The sequence below is a fragment of the Cupriavidus taiwanensis genome (genome assembly GCF_900250115.1).
In the GTDB taxonomy this organism is placed as follows: Bacteria; Pseudomonadota; Gammaproteobacteria; order Burkholderiales; family Burkholderiaceae; genus Cupriavidus; species Cupriavidus taiwanensis_B.
In genome coordinates this window covers 422,306-449,275 of record NZ_LT984804.1, presented here as the reverse complement: position 1 = coordinate 449,275, position 26,970 = coordinate 422,306, and the positions used below count along the sequence as shown (strand labels likewise).

22 protein-coding genes, 1 pseudogene and 2 riboswitches are annotated in these 26,970 nt (G+C 68.0%); of the genes and pseudogenes, 16 read left to right on the top strand and 7 right to left on the bottom strand.

Annotated features, from left to right (window positions below):
- Positions 1-123 precede the first annotated feature (123 nt).
- Complete coding sequence (locus tag CBM2586_RS18845) at positions 124-2,256, bottom strand: catalase (RefSeq protein WP_115689151.1); 2,133 nt, start codon at positions 2,254-2,256, stop codon at positions 124-126.
- Positions 2,257-2,579: 323 nt separating this feature from the next.
- On the opposite strand from CBM2586_RS18845, the gene CBM2586_RS18840 reads away from it, so the two are divergent.
- Together CBM2586_RS18840 and CBM2586_RS18835 are read left to right on the top strand one after the other, a co-directional pair.
- On the top strand, positions 2,580-2,783 hold the full coding sequence (locus CBM2586_RS18840) for a hypothetical protein (RefSeq protein WP_115665461.1): 204 nt from the start codon (positions 2,580-2,582) through the stop codon (positions 2,781-2,783).
- Between the two features lie 47 nt (positions 2,784-2,830).
- The gene (locus CBM2586_RS18835) at positions 2,831-5,035 is read left to right on the top strand and encodes a phosphocholine-specific phospholipase C (protein WP_115689149.1); all 2,205 of its coding nucleotides are present in this window, start codon (positions 2,831-2,833) and stop codon (positions 5,033-5,035) included.
- Positions 5,036-5,263: 228 nt separating this feature from the next.
- Here CBM2586_RS18835 and CBM2586_RS18830 read toward each other — a convergent pair whose 3' ends face one another.
- Positions 5,264-6,232 carry an aliphatic sulfonate ABC transporter substrate-binding protein gene (locus CBM2586_RS18830; RefSeq protein WP_115665463.1) on the bottom strand — a complete coding sequence of 323 codons (969 nt, stop codon included), beginning with the start codon at positions 6,230-6,232 and terminating at the stop codon, positions 5,264-5,266.
- Between the two features lie 153 nt (positions 6,233-6,385).
- Here CBM2586_RS18830 and CBM2586_RS18825 point away from each other — a divergent pair, with 153 nt between their 5' ends.
- Complete coding sequence (locus CBM2586_RS18825) at positions 6,386-6,751, top strand: glyoxalase superfamily protein (RefSeq protein WP_115691371.1); 366 nt, start codon at positions 6,386-6,388, stop codon at positions 6,749-6,751.
- Between the two features lie 52 nt (positions 6,752-6,803).
- Here CBM2586_RS18825 and CBM2586_RS18820 read toward each other — a convergent pair whose 3' ends face one another.
- Positions 6,804-7,412, bottom strand: coding sequence for a glutathione S-transferase family protein (locus CBM2586_RS18820; protein ID WP_115665465.1), 609 nt, complete (start codon positions 7,410-7,412; stop codon positions 6,804-6,806).
- 127 nt (positions 7,413-7,539) lie between these two features.
- Here CBM2586_RS18820 and CBM2586_RS18815 point away from each other — a divergent pair, with 127 nt between their 5' ends.
- The 4 genes from CBM2586_RS18815 to CBM2586_RS18800 are packed head-to-tail and all read left to right on the top strand — an operon-like array spanning position 7,540 to position 12,478.
- Complete coding sequence (locus tag CBM2586_RS18815) at positions 7,540-8,274, top strand: DUF3348 domain-containing protein (protein WP_115665466.1); 735 nt, start codon at positions 7,540-7,542, stop codon at positions 8,272-8,274.
- A gap of 10 nt (positions 8,275-8,284) precedes the next feature.
- Positions 8,285-11,164, top strand: a complete 2,880-nt coding sequence (locus tag CBM2586_RS18810) for a DUF802 domain-containing protein (protein WP_115689147.1) — start codon at positions 8,285-8,287, stop codon at positions 11,162-11,164.
- Positions 11,161-11,808 carry an OmpA family protein gene (locus tag CBM2586_RS18805; protein WP_115665468.1) on the top strand — a complete coding sequence of 216 codons (648 nt, stop codon included), beginning with the start codon at positions 11,161-11,163 and terminating at the stop codon, positions 11,806-11,808. Before CBM2586_RS18810 ends, CBM2586_RS18805 begins: the two co-directional genes overlap by 4 nt.
- A complete protein-coding gene (locus tag CBM2586_RS18800; RefSeq protein ID WP_115689145.1) occupies positions 11,801-12,478 on the top strand; it encodes a DUF2894 domain-containing protein in 678 nt (225 codons plus the stop codon). Before CBM2586_RS18805 ends, CBM2586_RS18800 begins: the two co-directional genes overlap by 8 nt.
- A gap of 38 nt (positions 12,479-12,516) precedes the next feature.
- Here the strand turns inward: CBM2586_RS18800 and CBM2586_RS18795 are convergent, their stop codons facing one another.
- Positions 12,517-13,359: an amidohydrolase family protein gene (locus tag CBM2586_RS18795; RefSeq protein ID WP_231942627.1), complete on the bottom strand. Its 843-nt coding sequence runs from the start codon at positions 13,357-13,359 to the stop codon at positions 12,517-12,519.
- A gap of 102 nt (positions 13,360-13,461) precedes the next feature.
- Here CBM2586_RS18795 and CBM2586_RS18790 point away from each other — a divergent pair, with 102 nt between their 5' ends.
- The 4 genes from CBM2586_RS18790 to CBM2586_RS18775 all read left to right on the top strand — a co-directional run bounded on the left by CBM2586_RS18790 (position 13,462) and on the right by CBM2586_RS18775 (position 16,942).
- On the top strand, positions 13,462-14,211 hold the full coding sequence (locus tag CBM2586_RS18790; RefSeq protein WP_115665470.1) for a GntR family transcriptional regulator: 750 nt from the start codon (positions 13,462-13,464) through the stop codon (positions 14,209-14,211).
- 26 nt (positions 14,212-14,237) lie between these two features.
- Positions 14,238-15,218 (top strand): tripartite tricarboxylate transporter substrate binding protein, encoded by a 981-nt coding sequence (locus CBM2586_RS18785; protein WP_115665471.1) that lies wholly within the window; start codon positions 14,238-14,240, stop codon positions 15,216-15,218.
- 75 nt (positions 15,219-15,293) lie between these two features.
- The gene (locus tag CBM2586_RS18780; RefSeq protein ID WP_115689143.1) at positions 15,294-16,283 is read left to right on the top strand and encodes a Bug family tripartite tricarboxylate transporter substrate binding protein; all 990 of its coding nucleotides are present in this window, start codon (positions 15,294-15,296) and stop codon (positions 16,281-16,283) included.
- A gap of 185 nt (positions 16,284-16,468) precedes the next feature.
- Entirely contained in the window at positions 16,469-16,942 is a 474-nt protein-coding gene (locus tag CBM2586_RS18775; protein ID WP_115689141.1) for a DUF3597 domain-containing protein, read from the top strand.
- 43 nt (positions 16,943-16,985) lie between these two features.
- Here CBM2586_RS18775 and CBM2586_RS18770 read toward each other — a convergent pair whose 3' ends face one another.
- Genes CBM2586_RS18770 through CBM2586_RS18760 form a run of 3 tightly spaced genes read right to left on the bottom strand, consistent with a single transcriptional unit; the run spans position 16,986 to position 21,017 of the window.
- A complete protein-coding gene (locus CBM2586_RS18770) occupies positions 16,986-17,504 on the bottom strand; it encodes a TlpA family protein disulfide reductase (RefSeq protein ID WP_115689139.1) in 519 nt (172 codons plus the stop codon).
- Positions 17,501-18,751 (bottom strand): sialidase family protein, encoded by a 1,251-nt coding sequence (locus tag CBM2586_RS18765; protein WP_240987968.1) that lies wholly within the window; start codon positions 18,749-18,751, stop codon positions 17,501-17,503. The genes CBM2586_RS18770 and CBM2586_RS18765 overlap by 4 nt, the downstream gene beginning before the upstream one ends.
- Positions 18,752-18,755: 4 nt before the next feature.
- Entirely contained in the window at positions 18,756-21,017 is a 2,262-nt protein-coding gene (locus tag CBM2586_RS18760; protein WP_231942629.1) for a TonB-dependent receptor, read from the bottom strand.
- 227 nt (positions 21,018-21,244) lie between these two features.
- Positions 21,245-21,343: riboswitch (glycine riboswitch) on the top strand.
- Positions 21,344-21,466: riboswitch (glycine riboswitch) on the top strand.
- 57 nt (positions 21,467-21,523) lie between these two features.
- Between CBM2586_RS18760 and CBM2586_RS18755 the strand changes: the two genes are divergently transcribed.
- The 5 genes and pseudogenes from CBM2586_RS18755 (at position 21,524) to CBM2586_RS18735 (ending at position 26,967) form a co-directional block, all read left to right on the top strand.
- On the top strand, positions 21,524-22,792 hold the full coding sequence (locus CBM2586_RS18755) for a D-amino acid dehydrogenase (protein ID WP_115689137.1): 1,269 nt from the start codon (positions 21,524-21,526) through the stop codon (positions 22,790-22,792).
- Between the two features lie 572 nt (positions 22,793-23,364).
- Positions 23,365-23,922, top strand: a complete 558-nt coding sequence (locus CBM2586_RS18750; RefSeq protein ID WP_240987967.1) for a hypothetical protein — start codon at positions 23,365-23,367, stop codon at positions 23,920-23,922.
- A gap of 32 nt (positions 23,923-23,954) precedes the next feature.
- Entirely contained in the window at positions 23,955-24,590 is a 636-nt protein-coding gene (locus CBM2586_RS18745; protein WP_115689133.1) for a hypothetical protein, read from the top strand.
- Between the two features lie 144 nt (positions 24,591-24,734).
- Entirely contained in the window at positions 24,735-25,838 is a 1,104-nt protein-coding gene (locus tag CBM2586_RS18740) for a hypothetical protein (protein WP_115689131.1), read from the top strand.
- Between the two features lie 242 nt (positions 25,839-26,080).
- A pseudogene (locus tag CBM2586_RS18735) lies at positions 26,081-26,967 on the top strand (tyrosine-type recombinase/integrase).
- Positions 26,968-26,970 lie beyond the last annotated feature (3 nt).

Sequence of the window (26,970 nt, the reverse complement as noted above, 5' to 3'; positions counted from 1 at the left end):
CTGCGGCACGCGGGAGACAGGGATGGAAGATTTTAACCTGCCTGCGTATTCACAGGCTTGCGCTATGTGCACAGGGCCGGTGCCCGCGCCGGCACCGGCCCCTGCCTCCCGTTCCTCTTGCCCTTATGCCAGCATCCGCACCTGCGGCTCGCGGTCCCACTGCCGCGTCTTCGCCGCCGCGATAAAGCGCGCCGTGTCAGTGGCGGGCACGATGCCAGGGTCGGGCTGCAGTTGGGCGTGGGCCAGCAGCACGTCCCCGCCCGCATCGGTGGCGATAGCCTTCAGGTGGGCGTAGGCGAAGCAGACGAAATCCAGCGCCGCGCTTTCCTTTACCAGCATGGCGGCGCCGTCGGCCGACAGCACCACGGCCACGGCATCGAACATCACCGACGGCGTCCCTGCCAGCTGGCCATCGGCTGGCAGCTTGGTGCCATCGGCCAGCACCGCGCCGCCAACCTTGGGCGCGACGATCTTCACCGTGGCGCCGGCGGCGCTGCCCGCCTGCCGGATCGCCTCGACCGTGGCGCCGTCCGAGCCGTCGGCGACCAGGATGCCGACCTCGCGCCCCTGCAGCGTGTCTTTCATCTTGCCGATAATCTGCAGCGCCGGCGACGGCGGCAGGTCCTGCACCGGCGCGGCGGTGGGCAGCGGCTCGGGCACCTGGTCCAGCGCCAGGCCATCGGCCACTCGGCCGCCCAGGTCGGGGTCGATATTGAGCAGGTGGGCCACCATGCGCTCGCGCACATGGACGTGCTCGACCTTCGACAGCTCGAACACCAGCGCCGAGGCGATATGCGCCTGCTCGGCGCGGGTCTGGCTGCGGTAGAACAGGCGCGCCTGGCTGTAGTGGTCGGCAAAGGTCTCAGGGCGGATGCGGCCCTTGTCGCCCTGCTCGGGCACCTGCGCGTGGCGGAAGCCCAGGTCGGGTGCCTCGCGCGGCGAGTCATCGGACAGCGAGTTGGGCTCGTAGGCGACGCGTCCCTTGGGCTGCTGCATCTGCATATGGCCGTCGCGCTGGTGGTTGGCAAACGGGCACTTGGGCGCGTTCACCGGAATCTGGTTGAAGTTGGGGCCGCCGAGGCGCAGCAGTTGCGTGTCGAGGTACGAGAACAGCCGGCCCAGCAGCAGGGGATCGTTGGAGAAATCGATGCCGCGCACGATATTGGCGGGGCAGAACGCCACCTGCTCGGTCTCGGCAAAGAAGTTGTCGGGCCAGCGGTCCAGCACCATGCGGCCGATGATCTTCAGCGGCACGGTCTCTTCCGGGATGATCTTGGTGGCGTCGAGATGGTCGAACGGGAACTTGGCCGCATCGGCTTCGGTGAACAGCTGCACGCCCAGTTCCCACTCGGGGAAATTGCCGGACTGGATCGCGTTGAACATGTCGCGGCGATGGAAATCCGGATCGGCGCCGGCGATCTTGACGGCCTCGTCCCACACCGTGGACTGCAGCCCCAGCTTCGGGCGCCAGTGGAACTTGACGAAGGTGGAGCGGCCCTGGTCGTCGAGCAGGCGGAAGCTGTGCACGCCGAAGCCTTCGATCATGCGCAGCGAGCGCGGGATGGTGCGGTCCGACATGATCCACATCACCATGTGCATCGACTCCGGCGTGAGCGAGATGAAGTCCCAGAAGGTGTCGTGCGCGGTGGCCGCCTGCGGGAAGGCGCGGTCGGGCTCCATCTTGACCGCGTGGACCACGTCGGGGAACTTGATCGCGTCCTGGATGAAGAACACCGGGATGTTGTTGCCAACCAGGTCCCAGTTGCCTTCCCGGGTATAGAACTTGACCGCGAAGCCGCGCACGTCGCGCGGCGTGTCGATCGAGCCCGCGCCGCCGGCCACGGTGGAGAAGCGCGCGAATACCGGGGTCTTGACGCCGACCTCGGTCAGGATGCTGGCGGTGGTGAACTGCGCCAGCGAATCGGTCAGTTCGAAATAGCCGTGCGCCGCGGTGCCGCGCGCATGGACGATCCGCTCGGGAATGCGCTCATGGTCGAAATGTGTAATTTTTTCACGCAGGATGAAATCTTCGAGCAGGGTCGGGCCGCGCGGATTGGCCTTGAGCGAGTTCTGGTTGTCCGCGATAGGAGCGCCCTGGTTGGTGGTCAACGGGACATGGTTGCCGCCGGCAACCTGGTGCAGCTCTCCGCCCGCGCCGCGCTGGGCATCGCCATAGCCCGCTGCAGCGCCCTGCGCAGGGGGGGTGGATGTGGTGTTTGACGTGGGCGTGGCCTTGGCGTCGGACTTGTCGGGCATAACGGTCTCCGGTGTCGGGTTGAACGGATGAACGGCTGGCAACCCGGCAGTGCCTGCAATTGCCACGCCCGCTGCGAGACACTTTTGGTTACAAAGGCAAATCGCCGAAAGTGCGCCCTGTCAAACATCTGACATTTGATCCGTCAACAATCGCCCGCTGTCGCGACAAGCCACGGCCATGCTCCGCAGCAACCGGCCAGACCCACGCTTGTCATCCGCCGCGGCGGAAGTCCGATGCGTGCAGCCGTCTGTCGGCGCAACGGGCGCGGCCATCGTTCTCTCCCTCAACCAGAAGAAAAGGCCCTGCACCAATGAGACCCACCTTGCTGTCGCATTCCGCCCGGCCATGGCTGGCGGCCGGCACCCTCACCCTGGCATTGATGCTTGCCGCCTGCGGCGGCGACGACTCGCCCGGCGCGGGCGGCGGCACCCTGCAGCCCACTGCCCAGGGCAACGCGCCGGACGCGAGCGCCAAGCCCGGGCACACCGGCAAGCCCGACACCTGCGCCACGCGTTGCGCCCCGTGATCCGGGGCCGCTTTCCGAACCAGCGACAGACCGACCCAAGCCACGCCATGACCTTCAATCCGTCCAAGCGACAGTTCCTCAAGACCAGCCTCGGCGCCGGCGCCGCCGCCGCGGCGCTGGCCAGCTTTCCGCCCAGCATCCGCCGCGCCCTGGCGATCGAGGCCAACAACGCCACCGGCACCATCCAGGACGTCAAGCACGTCGTGATGGTGATGCTGGAAAACCGCTCGTTCGACAACTACTTCGGCACCTTCAAGGGCGTGCGCGGCTACGGCGACCGCTTCGCGATCCCGCTGCCGAACGGCAAGAACGCGTTCTACCAGACCGATGCCAACGGCAATACGCTGACCCCCTACCACCTCGACGAGAGCCAGGGCAACGCGCAGCGCGCCGGCGGCACGCCGCACACCTGGCCCGATGCGCAGGCCGCGTGGGACCACGGCCGCATGGACCGCTGGCCGGTGGCCAAGAAGGCGCTGTCGATGGGCTACTACGACAACGCCGAGATCCCGTTCCAGCGCGCGCTGGCCGACGCCTTCACGCTGTGCGACGCGTACCACTGCGCGATGCACACCGGCACCATCCCCAACCGCCTGTTCTACTGGACCGGCAGCAACGGCCCCACCGGCGACAACGTCGCGGTGATGATCAATGAATTCAACGCCGGTGCCGACGTCGGCCCGTCCACCGAAGGCTGGACCTGGAAGACCTACGCCGACCGCCTGCAGGGCGCCGGCGTGAGCTGGAAGGTCTACCAGAACGTGCCGGACAACTACGGCTGCAACCAGATGATGAGCTTCCGCCACTGGCGCGCCGGGATGGAAAAGATGCCCGAGGGGCGCAAGCTGTCCAACACCGCCGGCACCGGCGTCAACCCGCCCTACAACCCGGACATCGACGACCAGTACAGCCCGTTCGCCAAGGGCTTCTGCAACACCATGTCAGACGGCGGTTTCCTGCAGTCGCTGCGCGACGACGTGCAGAACGGCCGCCTGCCCGAGGTGTCGTGGATCATCCCGCCGGCGGAGTTCAGCGAGCACCCCGGCCCGTCCAGCCCGGCCAAGGGCGGCTGGTACGTGCAGGCCATCCTCGATGCGCTGACGGCATCGCCCGAGGTCTGGAGCAAGACCGTGCTGCTGATCAACTTCGACGAGAACGACGGCTTCTTCGACCACAGCCCGCCGCCGACCGCGCCGTCGCGCAACCCGGACGGCACGCTGGCCGGCAAGTCGACCCTCGACGAGGCGCAGATGGCCTACGAGTACTTCAACTTCCCGCCCGCCACGCCCAAGCAGCCGCCGCAGGATGGCAAGCCGTTCGGGCCGGGGCCGCGCGTGCCGCTGTGGGTGGTGTCGCCGTGGAGCCGCGGCGGCTGGGTCAACTCCGAGGTGTTCGACCACACCTCGATGCTGCGCTTCCTGGAAGCGCGCTTCGGCGTGATGGAGCCGCAGATCAGCGCCTACCGCCGCGCCGTCTGCGGCGACCTCACCAGCGCCTTCAACTTCGCCACGCCCAACACCGAGACGCTGCCCGTGTTGGCGGGGCGCACCACGCGTGCCGACGCCACCAGCCTGACCGCGTGGCAGCAGGCGCAGCCCGCCATCCCGGTGCCGGCCACGCCCGCGCTGCCGGCGCAGGCCACCGGCTCGCGCCCGTCGCGCAAGCTGCCGTATGAACTGCATACCAGCGCGCGCGTCGATGCCGCCGCCCGCACCGTGCGCCTGCTGTTCGCCAACGGCAGCGCGCACCAGGCCGGCGCGGTGTTCCACGTCTACGACAAGCTGCACCTGGACCGCATTCCGCGCCGCTACGTGGTCGAGGCCGGCAAGGCGCTGGACGATGCGTGGGACGTCAATGCCGATGGCGGCAAGTATGACCTGTGGGTGCTCGGGCCCAACGGCTATCACCGCGCCTTCACCGGCGACGTCAACGAGACGGCCACCACCTCCACCGAAATCCAGGTCTGCTACAACCCCTGCAAGAAGCCGACGATACAGGTCAAGCTGCATAACGACAGCGATGCCGACGTGACCTTCACCGTCAAGGCGCGGGCCTATCGCGACGACGGCCCGTGGACGCAGCGGGTCAAGCGGGGCAAGGTGGAAACGCTGGAATGGCCGGTGGCCGAAAGCGGCAACTGGTACGACTTCGTCGTGACGTGCGAGGCCAGCCACGCGTTCGCGCGGCGCTTTGCCGGCCGCATGGAGACCGGCGAGGATACGGTCAGCGATCCGGCGATGGGCGTGATCTGACGATCTGCCCGCACGGGCGCGGGACCTCCCAGGCATTACCCGCGCAAGGCCAGGGCTGTTTTGTCCGCAAGGAACGAAACAGCCCGTCATTCTCGTTGTTGCGAGACTGCCTTGCCCCCGCTTCCCCCTGTTATCCCTCCTGGAACGCCTCTTCGCGCTGGGCCTTGATCGACGGCAGCGCCACCACAGCCACGCAGCGCATGGCGCGCTGCGCTGGTGCGCCGCGCCTTACGCCTTGCGCCAGACCGGCGAGGCCGACACCACTACCTTGCGCGGCAGGATGCCCTGCGCGGCGAAGGCATCGGCAATGCGCTGCTGCTCGGCCAGCGCGGCCGCGTCGACGGTGCGTACCGCATAACTGCGTCGCGCGTTCGCGGCCTCGACCGTGGCGGCATCCAGGCCGATCAGCGGCGCGTGCCAGCGCGCGGCCTCGGCGGGATTGCGCTTGACCCAGTCGCCCGCGTCGCGCAGCGCGTCGAACACGACCTCCAATACCTGCGCATGCGCGCGCGCGAACGGCGTCGCTGCCAGGTAAAAGCGGCGATAGCTGGACAGCCCTTCGCCGTCGCGCAGCACGCGCGCATTGGACTGGCGCTGCACCGCGGCCAGGAACGGGTCCCAGATCACCCACGCCGCCACGCTGCCGCGCTCGAACGCCGCGCGCGCATCGGCCGGGGTCAGGTAGGCCGGTTCGATATCGCGGATCGACAGTCCCGCGCGCGCCAGCGCTTCGAGCACCAGGTAGTGCGCGCCGGCACCCTTGGCAAACGCCACGCGCTGGCCCTTGAGCTGGGCCACCTCGCGGATCGGCGAATCGGCTCGCACCACAATCGCCTGCGCCTGCGGCGACGGGGTCTCGGTCGCGTAATACGTGAGCGCCGCGCCTGCGGCCAGCGCGAACGGGGGCACCGCATCGGCCACGTCGGCACTCAGGTCGATATTGCCGAGGTTCAGCGCTTCCAGCAGCGGCAAGCCCGAGGTGAATTCATACCATTGCACCGCCACGCCCCCGGGCGCCAGGGCTTGTTCCAGCGTCTGCCGCGATTTCAGCAGGATCATCAGCGTGGAGGACTTCTGGTAGCCGATGCGCAGCGCGGCCAGCCCTTGTCCGCGGCCGACACCAGGCAGCGCAGCGGCGGCGGCCGCAGCCGCTCCAGCCAGAAGCCGGCGGCGACGGGCATTGTGGGTGGGGGTCATGGCGGTGCTCCAGGATGCAAGTCGGAGCGACAGCTTAGTCGCGGGACCGGGCAAGGCCAACGAAGATTGCCGCGATTGATTATGCGGCGTCGCGCGGCAAGCCGGCGGCAGCGCTATCATCCGGGATTCCAGCGCCACCCCGAACCGAACACCATGGACCTGTCCGCCGGCATCCCCATCCTCCGCATCTTCTCGGTCGACAAGGCCAAAGAGTTCTACCTGGATTTCCTCGGCTTCACACTCGAGTGGGAGCATCGCTTGGAAGACGGGTTGCCGCTGTACGCGCAGGTAAGGCGCGGCGGCCTGACACTGCACCTGAGCGAGCACCATGGCGACGCCACGCCGGGCTCGACCGTATTCGTGCCGGTGATGGATATCGATGCACTGCAGCGGGAGCTGTCCGCCAGGAACTATCCGTATGCCAGGCCCGGTGTCGAAGATGTGGGCTGGGGCCGGATGCTGCAGGTGGCCGATCCGTTCGGGAACCGGCTGCGGTTTTGCGAGGTGACGGAGGCTTAGGCCGCGGTTCGAGGCCCGGATCCGCCGGCACCCTCGTGGCGCGCTCGGCTGCCTATGCGCAGGGCCATGCCTCGAATGCCGGCAGCCGCTCCAGCGCGGCGGTCAGCGCCGCCAGCGCCGGATGCGACGCCGGATCGACGGCACCGGGAAGCATGAATTGCGTGAAGGTCCATGCCACCGCGGCGGTCAGTTCGGGCTGGCCGACCTCCGCTTCGCGGGCGGGGACCGGGCGCGCGGCAAACTCGGCTTCCAGCAGCGCAAAGGCGCTCGCGCGCTGGGCATCGACGCGGTCCAGCCACGGCTGGTGCAGCTTGCCGGCCGGACGCTGGCTGCGCTCGTAGAAGTTCTGCACCACCTTCTCGCAGGCGGCCAGCGCCAGCCCGACGATGCGCAGCGCGGTCTGCCGCGACGCAGTCTCGGCCGGCATCAGGCTGCGGCCCGCGAGCGACTCGGCATAGTCGATGATGAGCGTGGAATCCATCAGCACGACGCCGTTATCGCACACCAGCGAGGGAGCCTTGACCACGGGATTGACGGCGCGGAAGCGCTCGACCTCCCGAAAGACGGACACGGACTCATGCGTGAACGGCAGGCCGAGCAGGCGCAGCGAGATCGCCGTGCGGCGGACATAGGGAGAGTCGAGCATGCCGACGAGTTTCATGGCTTGGCTCCGGTATCGGGATGGGGCGGGGATGGGTCGGGACGGGATCTCCGCCATCATCCACCAGCCCTGCCGGCCGCGCCACAGCCGGGACGTGTAAACTGCTGGATTTTTCGAATCCCGCGGAATGTTACAAGTGCCCCGGCGCACGGGCTTCAGCGGACCGACGCTGGTCCGCCTGCTGGCCCGCCTGGCTGACGCCGATGCCCCCGCCCCTGCAAGCTCGCTTTCCAGCCAGCTGAGCCAATGGCTTGGCTGGGCGGATGCGATCGCGTTGTCGGCGGCGCTGAAAAATGCGCCCGCCATCGCGGCAAGTGCCGCAGGCGGCACCGAAGCGCAGGAATGCGCGCGCGTGCGCGCCCGGCTGGCCGACGCCATTGCCGAGGACGCCGCGCCAGCGGGCCGGCGGCGCGGGCCGCCGCGCCCGTCGGCGTTGCCCGACCCGGTCGATGCGCAGGTCGACTACGCGGTCCAGCGCCAGCGCTACCTGACGCTGCAGCAGACCATGGAAAGCACCATCGGCAGCCTGCGCGCCGCGCTGCGCGCGGCGCTGTCGGCCCGCTCGCCCGCCCTGGCCAAGCTGGCCATGGTCGACGCGGTGATGGAGCGCGTGCTCGGCACGCGCGAGCAAAGCCTGCTGGGCGCTGTGCCGAACCTGCTGGAACCGCATTTCCAGCGCCTGCGCCAGGCCGCGGCCGCCGCGCTGGAGCACCCTGCGCAGGCAGCCGGACAACCCGCGGCGATCCGCCCTGGCACCTGGCTGGGCGTGTTTCGCAAGGATATGCAGAGCGTACTGCTCGCCGAACTCGAGATCCGCTGGCAGCCCGTCGAAGGCTTGCTGGCGGCGCTGCAAGACAGCTAACCCGGACATCATGACCCGATACCTCACCCATATTGTTGCGTTCCTCGCGGGCCTGGCGGTTGTCTGCTGGATTGGCGCGGGCTATGCCGGCACCAACTTCCTCGCGCTGGTCGTCACCCTGCTGATCGGCGGCTTCTACATCGCCGGCGCGCTGGAACTGCAGCGCTACCGGCAGGCCACCGCCACGCTGGCACAGGCGCTGGCGGACCTGGCCGAAGCGCCGGCCAGCTTCGGCGGCTGGCTGGAACGCCTGCACCCGAGCCTGCGCGACAGCGTGCGGCTGCGCGTCGAAGGCGAGCGCGTCGGGCTGCCCGGCCCCGCGCTGACGCCGTACCTGGTCGGGCTGCTGGTGCTGCTGGGCATGCTCGGCACGTTCCTCGGCATGGTCGCCACCCTGCGCGGCACCGGCATCGCGCTCGAAGGCGCCACCGACCTGCAGGCGATCCGCGCTTCGCTGGCGGCGCCGGTCAAGGGGCTGGGCTTTGCCTTCGGCACCTCGGTCGCGGGCGTGGCCACCTCGGCCATGCTGGGGCTGCTGTCCGCACTGTGCCGGCGCGAGCGTATCCAGGCCGCGCAGGCGCTCGATGCGCGCATTGCCACCGCGCTGCGCAGCTACTCGCGCGGCCACCAGCGCGACCAAGCCCTGCGGCTGCTGCAACGCCAGGCCGACGTGATGCCGGCGCTGGCCGAGCAGATGCAGGCCATGATGCAGGCCATGGCACAGCAGAACGAGGCCCTGGCGGAACGACTGGCGGCCAGCCAGGCCGCGTTCCACGCCAACACCGAAACCGTCTATGCCCGCCTGGCGTCATCGGTGGAGCAATCGCTGAAGGACAGCATTGCCGACAGCGCCCGCGCCGCGGGTGCCGCGATCCAGCCCGCGGTGGACGCGACCATGGCCGGCCTGGCGCGCGAAACCACGGCCCTGCGCGGCACCGTCACGCAGGCGGTGCAACAGCATCTGGACGGCGTTTCGGGCCGGTTCGAGAGCGCCACGGCCGGTGTCGCCGATACCTGGAACCAGGCGCTCGCCGGCCATCAGCGCACCAGCGAGGCGCTGGCGGCGGACCTGCGCACTTCGCTCGATGGCTTCAGCCAGACCTTCGAACAACGCTCGGCGAGCCTGCTGGACGGCGTCGCCAGCCGCTTCGGCTCCGTCGCGGCCAGCACCGCCGACGCCTGGCGCGAGGCGCTGTCGCAACAGCGGCAGGCCGGCGAAAAGCTGGCCGGCGACAACCAGCAAGCGCTGGCCGCCGCCGCGGCCGCGTTCGGCGAACACGCCGCGGCGCTGGTGCGCACCGTGGACGCATCCCATGCCGGCCTGCAGGCGCAACTGGCCGCGCAGGACGCGCAGCGCCTGTCGGCCTGGGCCGACACGCTCGGCGGCATGACGGCCACGCTGCGCCAGCAGCTGGAACAACTGAACGCGCATACCGTCAGCCGCCACGACGAAATCAGCGCCACCCTGGCGCAGAACGTACGCGAGGTCTCGGCGCAGACGCAGGCGCATGCCAGCAGCACGCTGGCCGAAATCGACCGCCTGGTGCAGGCCGCTGCCGAAGCGCCGAAGGCCGCCGTGGCGCTGCAGGCCGAACTGGCGTCGCGCGATGAAGCGCGCTTTGCCACATGGGCCGATACGCTTGGCAGCATCACGGCAACGCTGCGCCACGAATGGCAGCAGCTGAACGCGCACACGGTCGCGCGCCAGGACGAAATCAGCGCGACGCTGGCGCAGAACGTGCAAGAGATCTCCGCGCAGACGCAGGCGCATGCCAGCCGCACGCTGGCGGAGATCGACCGCCTGGTGCAGGCCGCCGCCGAAGCGCCGAAGGCCGCGGTCGCGCTGCAGGCGGAACTGGCAGAGCGCGATGAGGCCCGCTTCGCCGGCTGGACCGAGACCCTCGCCAGCATCGCCGCGACGCTGCGCCAGCAGTGGGAGCAGTCGAGCACGCACGCAGCCGAGCGCCAGCAGGAAGTCTGCGAAGCCCTGGCCCAGACCGCGCGCGCGATTTCGACCGAAACGCAGGCGCACGCCAGCACCACCCTTGCCGAGATCGACCGCCTGGTCCAGGCCGCGGCCGAGGCACCGAAGGCGGCCACCGCCCTGCAGGCGGAACTGGTGGCGCAGGACGCGCAACGCCTGGCGGCCTGGACCGAAACCCTGAACGGCATGGCGGCGTCGCTGCGCCAGGAATGGGAACAGGCCAGCACGCACGCCACCGCCCGCCAGCAGCAGATCTGCGAAACGCTGGCCGTTACCGCGCGCGACATGGCGGCGCAGGCCGAGGCCCAGGCCACCGGCACGGTCGCCGAAGTCTCGCGCCTGCTGCAGGCGGCGAGCGAAGCGCCGCGGGCCGCCGCCGAAGTCATCGCGGAACTGCGCGAGAAGCTGACCGAGGGCATGGCGCGCGACCACGCCATGCTGGAAGAACGCAGCCGCATGATGGAAACGCTGGGCACGCTGCTTGACGCCGTCAACCATGCCTCTACCGAACAGCGCACCGCGGTCGACACGCTGGTCGCCACCACCGCCGACCTGCTCGAGCGCGTCGGCACCCGCTTTACCGACAAGGTCGAGTCCGAGACCGGCAAGCTCACCGAGATCGCCGCGCAGCTCACCGGCAGCGCGGTCGAGGTGGCCAGCCTGGGCGAAGCCTTCGGCGTGGCGGTGCAGCTGTTCAGCGAATCGAACGGCAAGCTGATCGATCACCTGCAGCGCATCGAGGCCGCGCTGGACAAGTCGATGACGCGCAGCGACGAGCAACTGGCCTACTACGTGGCGCAGGCGCGCGAAGTGGTCGACCTGAGCATGCTGTCGCAGAAGCAGATCCTGGAAGACCTGCAGCAGCGCGCAGCAGGCCGGCCGGCGCCCAGCGCAGAGGCGGCATGAGAGAAGAACTCGACGCCGGCGTTGAGCCCACGGTGCCGGCCTGGGCGGTCTTCGGCGACCTGATGTCGGTGCTGCTGGGCGCCTTCGTGCTGGTGCTGCTGGGGGTCATCGGCGTGCAGATGGAGCTGTCGGCACGGCTCGAAGCCGAGGTCAGGCAGCGGCAGGAAGAAGCCCAGCGGCGCGAGACGCTGGAAAAGGCGCTGGCCGGGCCGCTCGCCGCCGGCCGCGTGACGCTGGTGAACGGACGCATCGGCATCAGCGGCAGCGTGCTGTTCGCGCTGAATTCGGCCGAGCTGCAGCCCGAGGGCCGCGACCTGCTCAGGAGCCTGGCCCAGCCGCTGTCGGCCTACCTGCGCAGCCGCGACGAGATCCTGATGGTCAGCGGCTTTACCGACGACCAGCAGGTGCGCGAGGGCAACCGGCGCTTTGCCGACAACTGGGAACTGTCGGCGCAGCGCGCGCTGACCGTGACCCGTACGCTGATCGATGCGGGCATCCCGCCCTCGTCGGTGTTCTCGGCCGCGTTCGGCTCGCAACAGCCCGTGACCCCGAATGCCGATGCCGCGGGCCGCGCCAAGAACCGGCGCGTGGAGATCTCGCCGGTGCCGCGCGTGACCACCGGCACGGTGAAAGCGCATGGCTGAGCTCGACGCGGCGGCCGACGCCCGCGCACGACTCGAGGCCTGGCAGGCCGGCGACGCCGACCGCATCGATCCGGTGCGCTTCCGCCTGATGCAGGCACTCGCCGGCCGCGCGGCCGCACAGGGCGGCGCGGCACGGTCGGTGCTGGAAGCGCGCCTGCAAGAACTGGTCGCCGCCTATGCCGCCATCGTGCGGGGCAACGCCGATAAGGTCGGCGCGACCATGGGCCCGTCCGGGCCGGCGCCGACGCCAGCCGTGAGCGCCCTGGGCGCACTGGTCCACGACCTCGCCGCGCGCGCCAGGCCCGCCATCGCGGCGGCTCCGAACGAGGCCCGCCCGTTGTCGCCGGCACCGGCGCAGGCCGCGCACGCGCCGCTGGTCGACACCCTTGCCGACTACTTCCGCGAAACCTGGGCCCGGGTCAGCGTCGAGCAGCAGTTCCGCCAGTCGCTGGAACGCGTGCCGGAGAACGCCGGGCCGCTCAATACCGACCATCTGGTGCATCGCGCGCTATCGCTGATGCGCGAGACCTCGCCGGAATACCTGCGGCATTTCCTGTCGTATGTCGAGGGCATGGCGTGGCTGGAGCAGCTCGGCGCCGCGGCAGCGGCGCAGAAGGAAGCGGCCCGCGCCGCCGCCAGGAAAAGCACGCGCGGCAAGGCCCGCAAATAGCGCGGTTGCAGGTAGCCGGGGCTCCAGCCCCGGCGCCCTTACGCCTCTGGCACTTCCAGCGCAAACCCGTACAGCGCCGCGGCGTTGCGCCATCGCAGCGCCTCGGACAAGGCCGCATCATCCCGCGCTTGCCAGGCGGCCAGAGTGCGGCATTCATCCAGCCGGACCGGCGCCTCGTGGTTGGTCCAGGGCCAGTCGCTGCCCCACAGCAGCCGCTCAGCGCCAACGATCTCGCGCCATGCCCGGGCCAGCGCGGGCCAGTGGTGCGGCGCTGGCAGCCGGTAGGGCGCGCTCAGCTTCACCCACACCGGGCGGCACGCGCGCACGGCCGTGGCGACCTCGAAGACCGCATCGGCAAGGCCCGCGGTACCGGGGCGGCCGAAGTGATCCAGCACCACCGGCGTGCCGGCATCGCCAAGGGCCGCGTCGAGCCGGGCCAGCACCATGCCGCCGTCGCCGTTGTGGGTATGGAGCTCGACATGCCAGCCGAGCGCGTCGATCCGGCGGAACAGCGCGCGCCAGGGCGCGCTGGCAATGCGCTGCCAGTCCGGATCGCCGTACAGGTTGAGGCGGATCCCGCGCACGCCCGCGAGCTGCAGCGTTTCCAGTTGCATGTCCGTCACCGACGGGTCGACCACCGCCACGCCGCGCAGGCGCTCGGGCCGGGCCCGCAGGGCGGCCAGCAGCGCTGAGTTGTCGGTACCCAGGAAACTGGTTTGCACCACCACCCCATACAGGTCTCCCTGGCCGCCCAGCGTTGCCCGCCAGTCGTCCAGGCCGGCGGCATAAGCCGGCCGGTAGCGCGCCGAAGGCGTGGCACCGCCGTGATCGAAGACGTGGAAGTGGGTATCCACCAGCGGCAAAGCGCGCCTGCTCATCATCAGCCCTCCGTGGGGCGGGTATATCCGGATATGGCGTCCGGACCCGCGTCAGTATTCTAGTCCTCTAGAGGACATCGGCAATCAATTTAGCACGGCTTCGGCATGCCAGACAACGCGCTGCACCCCACCACTCCCTCCGCCGCGGGCCTGAGCCGCTACGGCCAGATCGCGGCGGCACTGCAGGCCAGGATCGTTGCCGGCGCCTGGACGCCGGGCAGCGCGATCCCGGCCGAGGGCGCGCTGGCCAGGGAATTCGGCATTGCGCTGGGCACCATCCGCCAGGCCATTGCCGTGCTGGTCCAGCAGGGCTTGCTGGAGCGCGTGCAGGGCAAGGGCACCTTTGTGCGCAAGGGACTGAGCGGCGCCAGCCTGATGCGGTTTTTCCGCTTCGGCGGGTCCGATGGCGCGCCCGTCGTGCCGCGCTCTGAAATCCTGTCGTGCCGCACGGTCCGGCTGGACCAGGCCATGGCCACCCGCTTCGGGCTGGCCAGCGGCGCGCGCGGGCTGGCGATCTCGCGCCGCCGCTGGCTGGACGATACGCCGCGGCTGCTGGAATCGATCTGGCTGCCGCTGCCGCGCTGCGAAGCCCTGCGGCAGTTGCCGCCGGCGCAGTGGGGCGACCTGCTCTACCCGCTGCTGGGCAGCGCCTGCGGCGTCACCGTCCATCGCGCGCTCGACGAGGTGACCTTCCGCACGCTGGCGGCCGACGAGGCCGGATTGCTGGCGCTGCCCGATGCGCATCCGTGCGCGGTCGTGACCCGCCACGCCTTCGACCTGGCCGGCGATTGCATCGAATACCGGCTGACGCGCGGCGACGCCTTCGCCTTCCGCTATACCGCCGACGTCCGCTGACGGACCGTCACCAAGGAGACCGACCCATGCACCCACGCCACGCGCTCGCCGCCACGGCCACGGCCGTGCTCGCCATGACCACGCCGGCGCAGGCCGCCGACCCCGCCTCGGCCTGGCCCGCCCGGCCCATCACCATCGTGGTGACGTACCCGCCGGGTGGCGGCGCGGACCTGATGGCACGGCTGATCGCCCCGGCTCTCGGGCGCGAGCTGGGGCAGACCGTGGTGGTCGAGAACCGGCCCGGCGCCGGCGGGCAGATCGGCGCCGCCTATGTCGCCAAGGCGGCGCCGGATGGCTACACCCTGATGGTCGATGCCTCGTCGTATGCGGTGAACCCCAGCCTCTATCCGCGCCTGCCCTACGATCCGGACAAGGCGTTCCGGCCGGTCGGCGTGCTGGCGCGCTATCCCAACGTGCTGGTGGCCACTGCCAGCTTTCCGGCGGGCAAGGTCAGCGATGTCGTGGCCATGGCCAGGCAGAAGCCGGGCTCGGTGGCCTTTGCCTCGTCGGGCAACGGCTCGGCGCAGCATCTGGCCGGCGTGCTGTTCGAGCAGCGCGCGGGCGTCGACCTGCTGCACGTGCCCTACAAGGGCGGCGGCCCGGCCATGACCGACGTCATCGCCGGACAGGTGCCGCTGTTCTTTGCCAACGTGGCCTCGAGCCTGCAGCACATCCAGGCCGGCAAGCTAAAGCCGCTGGCGGTGACCAGCCGCGCGCGCACGCAGGCGCTGCCCGACGTGCCGACCATGCAGGAAGCCGGCGTGGCCAGCTACGAGGTCTATGAGTGGAACGCCGCCTTCGTTCCGGCCGCGACCCCCGAGCCGATCGCCACCAGGCTTGCCGATGCGCTGCAGAAGGTCATGACCAGCGCGCAGATCCGGCAACGCGTGGCCGAGCTCGGCGGCGAAGTGGTGGCGGCGCCCCCGGCGCAAGCGCGCCAGTTCATCGACGGGCAGGCGCGGCTATGGGCCAAGGTCATCCGCGACGGCAACATCAAGCCCGAGTAACGCTTCAATACCCCGCTTCAATACCCTCGCCACTGCCACGCCACGGCCTGGCTACCGCAATTCCAGGAGACAAGCATGACTGCAGCCAATCCCTTTCGCCGCCAACTGCTCAAGGCCGGCGTCGCGCTCGGCGCGTGCGCGCTGGCGCCCACGCTCGCCCGCGCCCAGGCCTGGCCGGCCAAGCCGGTCCGGCTGGTGGTGCCGTTCGCGCCGGGCGGCAGTTCGGAGATCGTTGCGCGCTCGACCGCCGCGGAGCTGACCAAGCTGCTCGGCGTGTCGGTGTTCGTCGAGAACAAGCCCGGCGCCGCCGGCAATATCGCGATGGGCGAAGTCGCGCGCGCCGACGACAACCACACCGTGATCCTCGGCCATATCGGCACGCTGGCGGTCAATCCCTTTATCTTCCCGAAGCTGCCGTACGACCCGGTCAAGGACTTCCGCGCGATCTCGCTGCTGTCCAAGGTGCCGAGCCTGTATGTGGTCCATCCCGACGTGCCCGCGAAGAACCTGAAGGAATTCGTCGCGCTCGCCAAGAGCAAGCCCGGCAAGCTCAACTATGGTTCAGCCGGCAACGGCAGTGCCGGCCACCTCGCCTTCGAATACCTGAAGGCCGCCAGCGGCACCTTCATTACGCACGTGCCGTACCGCGGCAGCGGCCCGCAGATCACTGATCTGCTGTCCGGCCGGCTGGACGCCGCCGCGGTCGGCGCGCCCGCGATCCTGCAGTTCATCAAGGCCGGCAAGGTGCGCTGCATCGCCACCGGCACGACCCAGCGCATTGCCCAGCTGCCGGATGTGCCCACGGTGGCGGAACAAGGCTATCCCGGCTTCGAGATGACGCAGTGGTACGGCCTGCTGGCGCCGGCATCGCTGCCGCAGGCGGCCGCCGACAAGCTGGCCGACGCCACCATCAAGGCGGTAAAGAGCCAGAGCTCGGTCGAGCGCCTGAGCGCGGACGCGGCCATCGTGGTCGGCGGCACGCCGGCGGAATTCTCACGCTTCATCGCGCAGGAGCAGCAGCGCTGGAAGCCGATCATTGCGCGCGCCGGGATCAAGCCGGACTGACCGTATCGGCTCGCCCCATGGCTTAGGGTCAAGGCTCGCATCAGCACGCCTCGACGCGCAAGCCGGTCTCTCTACACGCATCATTTACAAACAATGTGACTCAACCACACCACAGCAACGCGCCGCCACGGTGGTCCGGAACCTGCAAGGGCTTGCTCCCCTAGTCCACCTGGCAGGAGCCCGCCATGAGCATCTTCAAGGACATCCTCAACAAGCTGCTGGGCAAGCACAAGCCCGCAGCCACCACCACCGCGAGCACCACCCCACCCGCCGCCGGTTCGCCGGCTTCCGGGGGCGCGCCGGCCGGCACCGCGCCAGCCCCGGGTACCGGCACCGCGCCCGCGGGCGGCAACGTCCAGGGCGCGACGGCTACGCCGGCCGGGACCCAAGCCACGCCGCTGTCGGGCGTCGATGTCGAGGCCATCATGGACCGGATGGTGCAGGACAGCGGACAGACGCTGAACTGGCGCACATCCATCGTCGATACGATGAAGGCGCTCGGGATCGACAGCAGCCTGGAACACCGCAAGGAACTCGCGCGCGAGCTGCACTACAGCGGCGACATGAACGATTCCGCGGCGATGAACGTCTGGCTGCACAAGCGCCTGATGCAGGAGCTGGCCGCCAACGGCGGCAAGCTGCCGAAGGAACTGTCCTGAGTGATGGGGTGAAGCGCGGCGCCGGGCTGGCGCCGCGCGAGTTTCAGCCCGCGATGCCGGCCCAGCTTAGATGGCGGGCCCAGTCGCCTGCGCTGATCACGCCGGACACGCCCTGCCGCTGGCCATCGGCGCGATAGAAGTAGGTGCGCGGCATCTCGCCCATCCACTCCGGGTCGACCGCATAGCGCAGCCGCTCCTGCGGCTCGGACCCGAACACCCACGCATTGCGCGTGAGACTGACGCGGGCCAGCACCTGCCGCACCTGCGGCAGGGACTCGGCATTGTCCGTCGCCAGCGTGACGACGCGCAGGTCCGGATGCTTCGCACGCAGCTTGCCAAGCGCGTCGAAGTTGCGCTTGCAATAGACGCAATCCAGCGACCACACCACCAGCACGAAGGGCTTGCCGCGCTGGCCGGCGGCAATGCGCGCGGCGTTGGCAGAATCGAACACCGCGACGCGGTCGGCGGCCTGGCCGGCGGCATGGGCGGTGCCGGATAGCAACCCCAGTGCGGCGATGGTGGCGGCGGCGGCGGCGAGCAGTTGGCGGCGCGATCGCATCATGCGCCCTCCTGCGCGAGCGCGAAGACCTGGAAGCCCTCGGCCTCCGTGCGCCATAGCACGTAGGCGCGCCCGGCGTGCTGCAGCAGGTGCGGCTGGTCGGAATCGCGCTCGGTACCGGCAAGCCTGCGCGTCTGCCACGACTTGCCGCCGTCGTGCGACAGCATGGCGGAGAGCCGCGTCTGCTGGCCGTCGAACGATTTCCACACCACCGCGATGTCGTCGTCGTTCAGCGCTACGATATCGGCATGCTGCGCGCGCGCATCCTCCAGCGGGCGTTGCGCCTGCAGCTTGCCGTCGCGCCAGCGCCCCACCGACACCGTCGGCTTGCCGGCGCGCACGCTGAACCAGACCATGTGCACGGTGCCGTCAGGTGCCACCGAAGCCCCAGGACCGTGGTGCGGGCACGCGTCGATGCGCCAGTCGTCGAAGGTGGCGCGCTGCATCGGCGTGGCCTTGCCGTCGGCGCCAAGCAGCGCCAAAGCGTGGTCGCGCGCGTTGGGCGGAAACACATGGCGCCACAGCGCCAGCATGCGGCCATCCGGCGTGGGCGACAGCGCGATGCGGCAGCATTCGCACGACTGGTCGGCGATCTTGTAGTCGCCCTGGAAGGTCTTGCCGTGGTCGGCCGATACGGCATAGTAGATCGCGGCGCCGGCATACGGCTGCTTGCGCGCCTCGGCGGCGGCCACGTCGCGCTTGTCGATCCAGCTGACAAAGACGCGCCCGGCCGGGTCCACCGCGATGGCGTCGAAGCGGTGCGCGATCTGGTCGCGGTTGGCATGCACGGTCAGCGGTTCGGCAAAGGTCTTGCCGCCGTCGGCGGAACGCGCAAAGCGGATAAACCCGGTCCACGGCGTGGGCAGCGGCTGGGTCCACGTGACGTAGATCTCGCCATCGCGGCCGGTGGCCACCTTGGGGCGGCTTTCATGATCGGCGGCGACGGCCTCAGGCGCGCCATTGACATGCCGCGCCGGGCCGAAGCTGCGGCCGTAGTCGGTCGATGACCGCACCGCGACATACTGGCCGTCCTTGTAGGCAATCCACAGCTTGCCATCGCGGTCGAAGGCGGCGCCGGTGCCTAGCTCGCTCGTTTTCGCAGTCCTGGCCTGGCCACCATGGCCGGCATGATTGCCGTGCGTCTGCGCGGTCGCGCCAGCGGCCGCCAGCGCGGCGCAGGCGACCAGCCCGGCAAGGATGACGCGGATGGCGGGACGGGCGCCGGGCAGGGTAGGAGTCAGCGTGTTCACGGGCTCAGAAGGAAAGTTTTGCCTCGGCGTAGAACGTCCGGCCCGGATACGGGTGGTAGACGTAATAGCGCTGGTCGGTGAGGTTGTCGATGCCAACCCCGAGCCGCACATTGCGCGCTGGCTTGTAGGTCACCTTGACGTCGAAGGTCAGGAAGGTGCTGGTGCCACCGAAGGTGTCGGGGTTGGTATCCGAATTGTCGAGCGTATTGTACTGCCGGCCCGAATAGGTCATCGCCAGCGTGCCGGCCCAAGCCGGCGTGAAGCGATAGGTGCCCGCCAGGTTGGCGCGCCACTTCGGGATGCGGTAAAAATACTTGCCCACCGAGGCCGGGTTGTTGGCGTTCTCCAGCGTCTTCGAATGGTTGTAGGCGCCGCTGGCCGACAGGTCGAAGCCGCGCACCAGCACGTCGCGCCCGTCATAGGCCAGCTCGATGCCGCGCGTGCGCACCCGGTCCACGTTCTGGAAACTGGTGACGGTGGGGAATACCGTGGTGTTGGTCTGGCTGACCAGCGCATCGCGGATATCGTCCTCGTACAGCGAGACCCGGAAATTCGAGGCATCGACCGTGCGCTCGAAGGTCAGGTCCTTCGAGAACGATCGTTCCGGCCGCAGGTTGGGGTCGTTGTTGATCAGCGCCGTGCCGGTGATGCGGCCCTGGAACAGCTCGCTGACGGTGGGGTAGCGGTAGGCCTGGCCCAACGACAGCCGGCCCAGCCAGTCCTGCCCGAATGCCTTCTCCAGCGCCAGCTTGGGTGACCAGTTGGATTCGCTGCGCACCGGATAGCCGATCGCCACGCCGGCCTGGCTGCGGCTGCCGTCATAGGCGCGCCAGTGCTCGTAGCGCACGCCGGGAATCAGCTTCCAGTCCTCGGCAAAGTACCAGGCATCCTGCGCATAGAGCGCCTGGGTCTCGGTCTTGCCGGTGAAGGCATTGTTGAAGGCGGTGATGGTGGCCGCGCGCCAGTCCGAGGTGTCGTAGGTGGTGTTGCTCAGCCGGTAGTTGTCATAGTGGTAGCCGAAGGTGACCCAGTGTCCGCCTTGCAGGCGCTGCGGGCGGTAGTCGGCCTTCAGGTCGAGCGTGCGCCAGCCGGTGCCGTCGCCATAGGTCACCGTGCCCGGGCCATTGCCGACGGTGCTGGCGCTGCGGCTCACGTCCTTGCTGACATCGAACAGCGAGGCCACACCGGAGAAGTTCCAGCCGGTCTGGTTGCGCGTGCGCAGCGACAGCCCATAGAGCCAGCGTGCGTCCTCGCCGTTGCCCGGCGCAAAGGCGTTGGCTGGAATCACGTATTGGTAGCCACCGATATTCACCGGGCCGGCCGAGACCACGTTGCCGCCGGCATCGCGCAGGTAGCTGCCGGTGGCATTGGAGCGGTCCTGCTGCCAGTAGGCCGCGGTGAACTGGGCCTGCAGCGTGCTGGTGATGTCGTAGCCGAGCTTGAGCTTGAGCTGGTCCTGCACCGTGTGCGTGACGCCCTCGCTGTTCACGCCCATCACCACGCGGTCGCGGCCGCTCTGGTCCTGGTCGAAGTAGGCGCCCGAGACCGGCGTGTCCGCCGCACCCGCGGGCCGGCTCGAGCGCGACGCGGTATAGAAGCTCAGCGGCTGGCTCTTGCTGTCCTGCCGGTCCACGCTGACCAGCCACGAGAACGCGCCCGCGCGGTCGCCGACATAGGCGTTGGCATGCACGCCGTTGAAGTTGTCATGGGTGCCATACAGGCCGAAACGCTGCGTGAACAGCTGCACGCTGGCATCGCCCTCGAACTGCTCCGGCGTGCGGGTGGTGATCAGCACCGTCGCGCCCAGCGAATTGCCGGGATACAGCGCCGAATACGGGCCGTACAGCACATCCATGCGCTCGATCTCGGCGGCATTGACCAGCGACCAGCGCGGCGGAAAGCTGAAGTCCGAACCCAGCAGGTTCGACAGCAGCAGGCCGTCGGCATAGACCAGCCCGCGCGCCGACTGGCGCGAACTGGTGCTGCGCACCGAGATGATCGAATTCATATCGCCGATAAAGCGCTTGCGCACGGCAAGATTGGGGGCGTACTTGAGCGCGTCTTCCGTATTGACCACGTTGAAGTCGGCCATGCGGGTACTGCGGATGCCGTAGGCCGGCGACGGCGTGTTGGGCGGGATCGCCGGCGTGTCGCCGCGTTCCGGACTGGCCGATACCACCACCTCCTGCAGAGGCGCGGGCGCCTCCAGCGGCTCGGCGGCGGCCACGGCGGGGCCCATCAGCACCGCCCAAACGGCCAATGCCATGCGATTTTTCTTCACTGGAAACCTTGTTGTCGTCTTTCTGGCTCGCTGTCCTGCGCAGCATCAGGCGCACCTCCCGTACCTGGCCGATAGCGAGCGCTGACATTTTATGGGGCGAGGGCGATCCGCGCCGATGCGACATAGCGACGCGGGCCGCCGGCAATCTCAGTGTTAACCCGCATATCCAATGCTCGGCCTTGTCACTACATTGCCCCGACTGGCATCCAGCCAGCGTGATGCAGGGAGAGACTGTCGCGGCGCCCGCCGCGCACGGCGCCGAAGGAGCAACCGCCCCGGAAACTCTCAGGCAAAAGGACCGGCATCACCCGTCAGTGCACTCTGAAGAATGCCGGACGCTATCGTCCGCCCGGCATACCGAAGGAGCAAGCGTGCCCGCCCCCCCCCGCGGCGAGGCGTCGTGAATCTCTCAGGTCCAGAACAGAGGGGGCGTCCTTCACGCATATTGCGTGCGGACTCCTACCCTTCGACGTTCCCGGATCCTCCAGATCATGAAGACAATCGCTGTCATCGGCGGTGGCATCACCGGTGTCACCACCGCCTACGCGCTGGCCCGGCGCGGATTCTCCGTCACCCTGTTCGAACGGCACCGCTATGCCGCCATGGAGACCTCGTTCGCCAACGGCGGACAGCTCTCCGCCTCCAACGCCGAGGTCTGGACCCACTGGTCCACCATCGTCAAGGGGATGAAGTGGATGCTGCGCAACGATGCGCCGCTGCTGGTCAATCCCCGTCCCACTTGGCACAAGCTGTCGTGGTTCGCCGAGTTCATCGCGTCGATTCCCCACTACCGCCGCAATACCATCGAGACCGCACGCCTGGCCATCGCCGCGCGCGCGCACCTGTTTGCATGGGCGGCGCAGGAAGGCATCGGCTTCGACCTGAAGCGCGCCGGCATCCTCCACATCTACCGCGACCGCGCCGGCTTCGAGCATGCCGGCCGGGTCTCCGCGCTGCTGGCGCAAGGCGGCCTGGAGCGGCGCGCCGTGACGCCGCAGGAGATGCGCGCGATCGAACCGACGCTGGCGGGCTCCTACTACGGCGGCTACTTCACCGAAAGCGATTCAACCGGCGACATCCACAAGTTCACCAGTGGCCTGGCGGCCGCCATCGCCCGCCTGGGCGTGCGCTGCCTGTACGGCCAGGACGTGCGCGCGGTGAAGACGGACGGACGGCATGCCACCGTTACCGTGCAAGAGGGCGCGGACACCGCCAGCTCCACCTTCGACGGCGCCGTGATCTGCGCCGGCACCGCCAGCCGCGCGCTGGCCGCGGGACTGGGCGACCGCGTCAACATCTATCCGGTCAAGGGCTATTCGATCACGGTCAACCTGACCGATGAAGCCAGCCGCGCCGCGGCACCGACGGTCAGCCTGCTAGACGATGAAACCAAGCTGGTCACCAGCCGCCTGGGCGACGACCGCTTCCGCGTCGCCGGCACCGCCGAGTTCAACGGCACCAACCGCGATATCCGCGCCGACCGCATCCGCCCGCTGGTGGACTGGGTGCAGCAGTGCTTCCCCGGCGTCAGCACCCGCAGCGTGGTGCCGTGGGCCGGGCTGCGGCCGATGATGCCCGACATGCTGCCGCGCGTGGGACGCGGCCGAGCGGCCTGCATCTTCTACAACACCGGCCACGGACACCTGGGGTGGACCTTGTCAGCGGTAACGGCGGACATGGTGGCGGGGATAGTGCACCAGGCACTGGGAAGCGCCCCGGCGCTGGTGCCTGGCGCTGCCCTGACGCCGGTGCGGGCCTGATGCTGCGGAGGTAAAGGGCTCAGCCCGCACGCGCATTTTCAAGAGTCAGCGATTTCTCAATCCGCTGCCCGGATCCAAACTTCGCGCGCCCCTGGAAATGCGACATCTCTCATCGATTCCCCGGTAGCCACAGGAAATACTGGTGGCGTCATCGGACCACCGATGATCGGGTGTGGAAAGCCCGGATGTCTGACGCGGACGGGCGTTGCATTTGCAGCAAGCAACGCCTGTGTGATCGCATGGTTCCCCCATGGCGGGCCAAGCGAGGCAGCCGCAAGGCTGACCGGTTCCCCACGTCAGGCCGGCTTTCCACCCTCGTTGACTGGCCCGCCGCCCTCTCGATATGCAGTAGATGCCCGGTGGTTCGCCCAGCTACATATAACACCCCCCAATGGATGGGTGTCCAGCCGGCGCAACAACTGAGGGCGTGGCACTGACGGCATGACGCAAAGGGCCGCATCTTTGGCAGAATGTTTTCAGGTCGGCGTGGGTATGCAGCCGGCAATGATCACGGCACGATGAATGTGACCAGTGACACTAGAAAAACATCGACTATAAGAAGGGTCTTCGCCGTGGGTCGCATCAAAAGCAGCCTGGCACTTGGCGTGCTGGGCTTCATCCTGTCCGGGTGCAGTGCCGTTGCACCACCTTATCCTCCATCGCTCGACAACGTCCAGACGCTTAAAAACAGCGGCGCGGCGCCCACGCGCGTCGGCACGTTCACTGAGAGCGGGCCCGGCGTAAAGCACCCCATTCCGCTGCGGGCCAACAGCCTGGTGTCACCGTATGGCAGCACGTGGTCGGCGTACCTTTCGGAGGCCGTGACGCGTGAGTTGACGATGGCCGGCAAAATGTCGCCGAACGCCGATGTCGTGATTTCCGGCACGCTGCTGCGCAACGAGATCGATCCCGCGATCGTCACTGCCTCTGGTGACGTCTCGGCACGTTTCATCGTCAAGAAGGGCGAGACCGTGCGTTACGACCAGGTCAAGTCGGTCCATCGCGAATGGGAATCGTCGTTCGCTGCAGCCGTGGCAATTCCGAAAGCCGTCACCGAATACGGCTACACGGTGCAAGCACTGCTCGCCACGCTCTACGCCGACCCCGCCTTCCTCGACGCCCTGAAGTAACGCCGATAACGGACACAACAAGGAGATATACGATGCGTGCCTGGTTCACGATTGCTGGCCGCTGCGCGGCTGTTGCCGCGCTGATCGCGCTGGCTGGCTGTGCCCACCCGATTCAGATCGCGACCGACAAGTCCGCGCCAGCCACACCCGCGCAGAAGAAGGTCGTCAAGAACATCGGCTTCGTCATCCCGGACCCGCTACTGGCCAAGGAAGTCACCACGCCAGGCGGCGGTGGCGACAAGGTTAGCTACCTGCCATACCGCGACCTCGAGGTGCCGCTCTACAGCACCTTGTCCAACGTGTTCGCCAATGCTACCAAGCTCAAGGCACCGGATGACCGTGCGGCAATCGACAAGGCACAACTCGCCTATATCCTGACGCCCGAAATCTCGACCGATTCGTCGTCAGATAGCGCCCTCACCTGGCCACCGACCCGTTTTACGATCAACCTTACCTGCACCGTGACCGACCTCAGCGGCAAGGTCGTGTTCAAGCAGGTGGTTTCGGGCCAGGGCAACGCGGAGTTCTCGGAATTCAAGAGCAACTTCGCGCTGTCGGCCCACCGTGCCAGTGAGAACATGCTCAGCAAGCTGCAGAAGGCACTCAGCGAAGCCCCCGAATTCAGCGCGACGCTGCCGGCGGCAGCAGCCGTCGCCACGGCACGCTAACCTCTCGCGCGGTATCGGATGCCAGGGGGCGTCATGTCTCCGTTTTGCGTTTCGCATGCCACCCCGGCAACAGTAGCTACCTCGCCGATGAGGCCATCGACGTGCAGGCGTTCGGACGCGCATTATCAAAATAGAGGGTACGTAATGAGGAAATTGTTCTTTGCCGCAATCCCTTTGTGGTTGCTGGCAGGCTGCGCCGGCACGCATGTGCGTCCTGATGCCAATTACGCGAAGCTGGAACCGAGCGTGACGGCGCGCTTTGCCTTCGACCAACAAGGGTGGATCTACCCACTGGACGAGTCCCAGATCCCGTGGGCAACGGTGCAATTGAGTCGGTTTGGCGAGGCGGTCGGGTTGTATGCATTCCGCCTGGATCTCGTAAAGAACTCCGAAGGACACACCCCATACACCGAGGCAGAAAGAGTGCGGCGCGAGCGGGAGGCGACCGCCCACCTGAACAGCCGGCTTGCGGATGGCGACACCCTCCTGATCCTGGTCCACGGATTCAACGAGAACTACGCCAACGCACGGTCTCACTACGACGAGTTCATCTCGGCGCTTGCTCCGCTCCCTCCCACGACAAAGGTTGTAGAAGTCTTTTGGGATGGTCTGGAAGGATCTGATGCCGACCCCCTTGGGGCGGTTCGCGTCAGCTTCTGGCGCAAAGCCTTGCTCAATTCGAATCTGGCAGGCCATGTCGGCCTGCGGCCTATCCTGAACGGCATCAACAAGAGCGTGAATGTACGCTTCCTGACTTTCTCGCGCGGTGCTGCCGTTTCGCTATCCGCCGTAGTTGATCCAAAGTATGACGTCGGACTTGATCCCCTTCCGAAGCCGGCACCGCTCGATAACGCGAAGTTGCAGTCGATCAAGATCGGCGCCATCGCCGCTGCAGTGGGGGATGGGCACGTCAACGACAAGGCTGACGCGCTGCTCACGCGTCCGGTGGACGTGATCTCGGGAATCCACACCAAGGACTTTGCCACCAGCAAATTGTTCTTTCCTGCCGATTTCTGGGGGGACACGCGCCTCGGCTCGACGCCTGCCTACGTCGCCGATCGCATGTCGCGACCATGGTCGAAGCTGCGCCTTCAGGGGGTCAGCTTCCAAAGCCCCAAGGCGCATCACAACCTCGGCAGGTACCTCGAAAATCGCGACGCAACCGATTGCTTCTTCCAGCTTCTCGACCTGAAGCAGGGTGCGTGTGCGCCAGAAGTGCTTGTGCGGACCGCGAGCGCACCTGAGTAGGCCGCGTCGGGGATGGCAAGGCTGGATACGACCCTGCAGGCCGGGAGGTCCGCTGAGGTCGGTAGTCGCCCCTGGCGACCGAGCAACGGTGGACCGGTGGGCAGGTGTCGGAGATCGGCCACTGGACTAAACCGCTCGCGCGGTAACTCTCCGGCCAAGCGCGAAGTGACTTGACCGCCAGCGCTGTTTCCTATGTTGAGGATTGAGGCAATTCGCCTCGAAGCCTCGACAAGAGCACAGCCATGTCAGTCCCGACGCCGACCATCAGCCCGCTACGCCAGCGCATGATCGAAGACATGCGGATGCGCAAGCTCGCGGACAAGACCCAGACCCACTACATCCGCGCCGTGCGTCAGTTCACGGTCTTTCTCGGCCGCTCTCCCGACACGGCCAATACCGAAGACCTACGGCGCTATCAACTCCATCTCGTCGATCACGGCATCTCTCCGGTTTCGCTCAATGCCGCGATCACCGGATTGAAGTTCTTCTTTGAAGTGACCCTCGGCGATGCCCAACGCATGGCCAAGATGCGTCCGGTGCGAGTGCCACGCATCCTGCCGGTGGTACTCAGCCCCGTTGGCCGAGTGCTGGCCGCTGCTGGGAACCTGAAGCACCAGACCGCATTCGCGGTCGCCTACGGCGCCGGCCTGCGCGCAAGCGAAGTGGTGGCGTTGAAGGTGACCGACATCGACAGTGAACGCATGACCCTGCGGATCGAACAGGGCAAGGGCCGCAAGGATCGCTACGCCATGCTCTCGCCAGTGCTGCTCGAACGACTGCGCGTCTGGTGGCGTGTCGCCCATGCCCAGGGCAAGATGCTCGACGGTGGCTGGTTGTTCCCGGGCCTCAACCCAATCGAGCCGCTCAGCCCCCGGCAACTCAATCGCGCTATCCATGCCGCCGCCCAGGATGCACAGACGCCCAGGATGCACAGATTGATAAGCGCGTGGCCATGCATACCCTGCGACACAGTTTCGCCACCCACCTGCTCGAACAGAAGGCCGATATCCGCGTCATTCAGTTACTGCTTGGGCATAAGAAGCTGGAGACGACAGCGCTTTACGCCCAGGTCGCCACGGATCTGCTGCGCGAGGTCGTCAGCCCGCTGGAGAATCGCCGCTCCACCTAGGCA

Coding starts and splice junctions, on each gene's coding strand:
- CBM2586_RS18845 (WP_115689151.1), bottom strand. CDS start 2,256: ATGCCCGACAAGTCCGACGCCAAGGCCACGCCCACGTCAAACACCACA.
- CBM2586_RS18835 (WP_115689149.1), top strand. CDS start 2,831: ATGACCTTCAATCCGTCCAAGCGACAGTTCCTCAAGACCAGCCTCGGC.
- CBM2586_RS18830 (WP_115665463.1), bottom strand. CDS start 6,232: ATGACCCCCACCCACAATGCCCGTCGCCGCCGGCTTCTGGCTGGAGCG.
- CBM2586_RS18825 (WP_115691371.1), top strand. CDS start 6,386: ATGGACCTGTCCGCCGGCATCCCCATCCTCCGCATCTTCTCGGTCGAC.
- CBM2586_RS18820 (WP_115665465.1), bottom strand. CDS start 7,412: ATGAAACTCGTCGGCATGCTCGACTCTCCCTATGTCCGCCGCACGGCG.
- CBM2586_RS18815 (WP_115665466.1), top strand. CDS start 7,540: ATGTTACAAGTGCCCCGGCGCACGGGCTTCAGCGGACCGACGCTGGTC.
- CBM2586_RS18810 (WP_115689147.1), top strand. CDS start 8,285: ATGACCCGATACCTCACCCATATTGTTGCGTTCCTCGCGGGCCTGGCG.
- CBM2586_RS18805 (WP_115665468.1), top strand. CDS start 11,161: ATGAGAGAAGAACTCGACGCCGGCGTTGAGCCCACGGTGCCGGCCTGG.
- CBM2586_RS18800 (WP_115689145.1), top strand. CDS start 11,801: ATGGCTGAGCTCGACGCGGCGGCCGACGCCCGCGCACGACTCGAGGCC.
- CBM2586_RS18795 (WP_231942627.1), bottom strand. CDS start 13,359: ATGATGAGCAGGCGCGCTTTGCCGCTGGTGGATACCCACTTCCACGTC.
- CBM2586_RS18790 (WP_115665470.1), top strand. CDS start 13,462: ATGCCAGACAACGCGCTGCACCCCACCACTCCCTCCGCCGCGGGCCTG.
- CBM2586_RS18785 (WP_115665471.1), top strand. CDS start 14,238: ATGCACCCACGCCACGCGCTCGCCGCCACGGCCACGGCCGTGCTCGCC.
- CBM2586_RS18780 (WP_115689143.1), top strand. CDS start 15,294: ATGACTGCAGCCAATCCCTTTCGCCGCCAACTGCTCAAGGCCGGCGTC.
- CBM2586_RS18775 (WP_115689141.1), top strand. CDS start 16,469: ATGAGCATCTTCAAGGACATCCTCAACAAGCTGCTGGGCAAGCACAAG.
- CBM2586_RS18770 (WP_115689139.1), bottom strand. CDS start 17,504: ATGATGCGATCGCGCCGCCAACTGCTCGCCGCCGCCGCCGCCACCATC.
- CBM2586_RS18760 (WP_231942629.1), bottom strand. CDS start 21,017: ATGGCATTGGCCGTTTGGGCGGTGCTGATGGGCCCCGCCGTGGCCGCC.
- CBM2586_RS18755 (WP_115689137.1), top strand. CDS start 21,524: ATGAAGACAATCGCTGTCATCGGCGGTGGCATCACCGGTGTCACCACC.
- CBM2586_RS18745 (WP_115689133.1), top strand. CDS start 23,955: ATGCGTGCCTGGTTCACGATTGCTGGCCGCTGCGCGGCTGTTGCCGCG.
- CBM2586_RS18740 (WP_115689131.1), top strand. CDS start 24,735: ATGAGGAAATTGTTCTTTGCCGCAATCCCTTTGTGGTTGCTGGCAGGC.